This window comes from Mesorhizobium sp. M1E.F.Ca.ET.041.01.1.1 (genome assembly GCF_003997355.1).
Lineage (GTDB): Bacteria > Pseudomonadota > Alphaproteobacteria > Rhizobiales > Rhizobiaceae > Mesorhizobium.
This window is the reverse complement of sequence record NZ_RZSL01000782.1, coordinates 1-2306: the sequence shown is the minus strand read 5'-3', so window position 1 is coordinate 2306 and position 2306 is coordinate 1. Positions and strand designations below refer to the sequence as shown.

Annotated in this window: 3 protein-coding genes; 1 reads left to right on the top strand and 2 read right to left on the bottom strand. The window is 58.3% G+C overall.

What is annotated here, in order from left to right; genetic code table 11:
- Nucleotides 1-201 (bottom strand): hypothetical protein (locus EOA38_RS39880; RefSeq protein WP_210213006.1); only part of this gene is annotated, 201 nt, incomplete at its 3' end.
- A 415-nt stretch (nucleotides 202-616) separates the two neighbouring features.
- Nucleotides 617-1723 (bottom strand): autotransporter outer membrane beta-barrel domain-containing protein, encoded by a 1107-nt coding sequence (locus tag EOA38_RS34050; RefSeq protein WP_127301284.1) that lies wholly within the window; start codon nucleotides 1721-1723, stop codon nucleotides 617-619.
- 246 nt (nucleotides 1724-1969) lie between these two features.
- On the opposite strand from EOA38_RS34050, the gene EOA38_RS34045 reads away from it, so the two are divergent.
- The coding region (locus EOA38_RS34045) for a caspase family protein (RefSeq protein ID WP_245480992.1) at nucleotides 1970-2306 on the top strand (337 nt) is incomplete at its 3' end.

Sequence of the window (2306 nt, the reverse complement as noted above, 5' to 3'; positions counted from 1 at the left end):
ACCCAAGTCTGATGGATTGCTGACATTCTCTGGACGATTATTTGTCATCCTCCCACCGGGGCTTGGACCGATATGACAGCCAATCGGGCCGGTGGCGCTCTGAACTCGCCTGAAACCAAGCGTTTGACCCACGCCAGCCACAAGGTTGGCACCAGCCAGGTGTGCCATAGTGCGTCTGTCATCCACCTGGAGCGCAGCCATGACCTCTCCGATTGGAAGCCAGCACAACGCCGGTGCAGTGCAGCGTAGCACCAGACCTCAGCCATCACCCGATGCAGCTTTTCCCGGCAAGAGCGGCGAAAGCATTGGCCATCTTGCAAAGGCCTCCGTTTTGGAGACAGGCGACAGCGAGCCGAACGCGCAAGGGAGAGCGGCATCCCGGATCGCTCGAATGGACGTGACGGTGCTTCCCCCGACAGGCTCGGGCGATGGCCAAGTGTCGGACACGGGAACCGGAGACGAAGGGACGGCGGCGGATCAGGATGCCGCAGAAACCACTCTGGGATAACCGGAAAGCCGAAACCGCCGGCACGGCTCCCTGCAGAATCAACCTCAGCCCGACATCGCCGGCGCCCTGCTCCACTGAGCGAAAGAACTCTTGCCGGCGACCGAGAGGTTAGAAGGCGATCTTCAGACCCAGCTTGCCGCTGATGGTTGTACTGTCCTCGGACCACTTGCCGCGAATTTCGGTGCTGAACGTTGTCGAACTTGTCATCTTCAGGTTGAAACCGGAGTACAACGCCACCGAGAAGTCCGCGTCGTCGAACTCGCTCTCCACGCCATCCACGCTGGCCGTATTGGAATAGCCGAAGCGCTGCTGGACATCGGCCCGCGCATAGGGGCTGATCACCATGCCGTTCCCAAGTTGAAAATCGGCATAGATGCCGGGTTCGAACTTGACCGCGCCGAAGGACAGATGGCTCTTCCCATAGTCGGTGCCGAAATTGTCTTCATATGCATCGCCGGTAAAGGTAACCCCCAGCAATCCGCCGCGCAGGTCGAAGCGCACCCGGTCAGTCAGGTTGAAGATGCGGCCGACAGACCCGGTTATTGCGTAGCCCTGTGTGTCATAGCTGCCGAATTGCCTCCCGCGATCGACATCGGTGTTGCCGAGAAAAGCCGAGGCGGCGACAAGCATGTAGCTGGTGTCATGGCGATAGAGTCCATAACCGCCGAACATGCCGCTTCTGTTGGTGGCATCGCCGCCGCTGAAGAACTCGAATGCATCGACACCCACCTTGGCCGAAGCGTAGCCGCCGAACAGACCGAGATTGAGGCCGTGCTCGTTGTCGAACCCGAAATGCTTGGCGGCATTGAAGTCCACGCTGATTGCGGCGGAAAATTCATCGACGTCGAAATGCGGCCCATCGAAAGTGTCGACGCTGTTCGATATCTTGAAGCCGTCATGCTCGGTATGGGCAAACTGGCCGGATGCGAAAACGCCAAAAGGCGCCGTCTGCACCGGCGCTGGCGGAACTGCCTTTGCCGGACCGACATCCGCCTCGACAATGTCGTCAACGATGTCGTGAAGCGCGTCCAGCGACGTGTCGACAATCGCGCCATTGGCGGCGCCGCCAATATAGCAATTGGGGTCCAGGAAGGTTCCGTCGTTGTCGACGATACAGGCGCGTGCCTCGGACGGCATGAAAATGGCTGCGGCGCCGATTGAAAACGTGCCCAGGACCCAAAGGCGCAGAAGCCGCTTTTCCGCCTTCATCGTCATTCCCCCTCGAACTTGAACAATTTTATTCAATACAAGCAATGCGATAGTAGGAAATCGGAAGTGCAACCAATAGCTACAGCAGATATGATCCGAGCATCCTATCAGAAAATCCGTTGGATTTCCTATATCTTGTTGGGACTGACTGTGTTTTCCGACTATCGGCCAGTGCTGCGCTTCCTTTGAGATGGTTTCTGATGTAGATTTTTCGCGTCTTCGGAGACGAGTTTCGGCGCGTGGGGTGGCGCCATGGGCGAGGCGCTTCGGCGACTTGACGACTGTCGCCTGCTGAGACGAGTTCGTGGCATGACCTGTGGTCCCTTTCTGCGCATCCTGGCGGTTCTGCTGTTTTCATGGTTCGGCTTGATCGACGTTCAAGCCGCGGTGGACCAAGAGGCGACGCCGCAGCCGAGTAAGCGGCTGGCGATCGTCATCGGCAATTCCAACTATCAGAGCCCTCATCTCCCGCATCTTGCCAACGCCACCAACGATGCAAAAAAGCTTTCGGAGAGCCTGCAACGGCTGAATTTCGACGTCCTGAGCGGCACCGATCTGTCCGCCGACGGATTTGCCCGGTTGTTTCAGC

Coding starts and splice junctions, on each gene's coding strand:
- EOA38_RS34050 (WP_127301284.1), bottom strand. CDS start 1,723: ATGACGATGAAGGCGGAAAAGCGGCTTCTGCGCCTTTGGGTCCTGGGC.